General features: G+C 71.4%; 1 pseudogene. It reads left to right on the forward strand.

The annotated features are described in order from the left end of the window. Positions 1-563 (forward strand): annotated as a pseudogene (locus OR16_RS38295) (hypothetical protein); the annotation flags it as partial.

The following is a 563-nucleotide window of genomic DNA, read 5'->3' on the forward strand; positions in this document are numbered from 1 at the left end:
TGTTCTTCTGGCCCACGCCGGCGATTCCGCTGGTGTCCGCCATCTTGCTGCCGGCGGCCATCGCCGCCGGGCTGCCGCCGCTGGCGGGCGCCATGGCCATCGCCATCGCGGGCCAGGGCACCGCGCTGTCGTCGGACTATGTGATCGGCGTGGCGCCGGGCATCAGCGCCAAGGCCGCCGGCGCTGCCGTCAGCGCCGCCATGGTGGCGGACCGCGCGCTGGTGCTGTCGCTGATTACCGGCGGCATCGCGCTGGCCATGGCGTACTTCTCGATCCGCTCCCAGATCCGTCCCGCCCATGCCAGCCACCTGGACCGCTGGCAAGGCCGCACGCCCGGCGCCAGCGTGGCCAGCGCCCGAGCCGCGGGCAGCTTCGACAAAGCCGAACTGGCGCGCGGCACCGCGCACCACGAGCCGCTGGGCACCGATGCCAATATTGCGCGCAGCCTGTCGATGGTGGAACAGCGCCAGATCAAGTGGTCGAAGGTCTTCGCCGTGCTGACGCCGCTGGCCTTTGCCGCGGTGATTGCGCTGATGGTCGTGCCCAAGCTTGGCCTGGGCAGT

Origin of the sequence: Cupriavidus basilensis OR16, from assembly GCF_000243095.1 — a bacterium.
Taxonomy (GTDB): Bacteria; Pseudomonadota; Gammaproteobacteria; order Burkholderiales; family Burkholderiaceae; genus Cupriavidus; species Cupriavidus basilensis_D.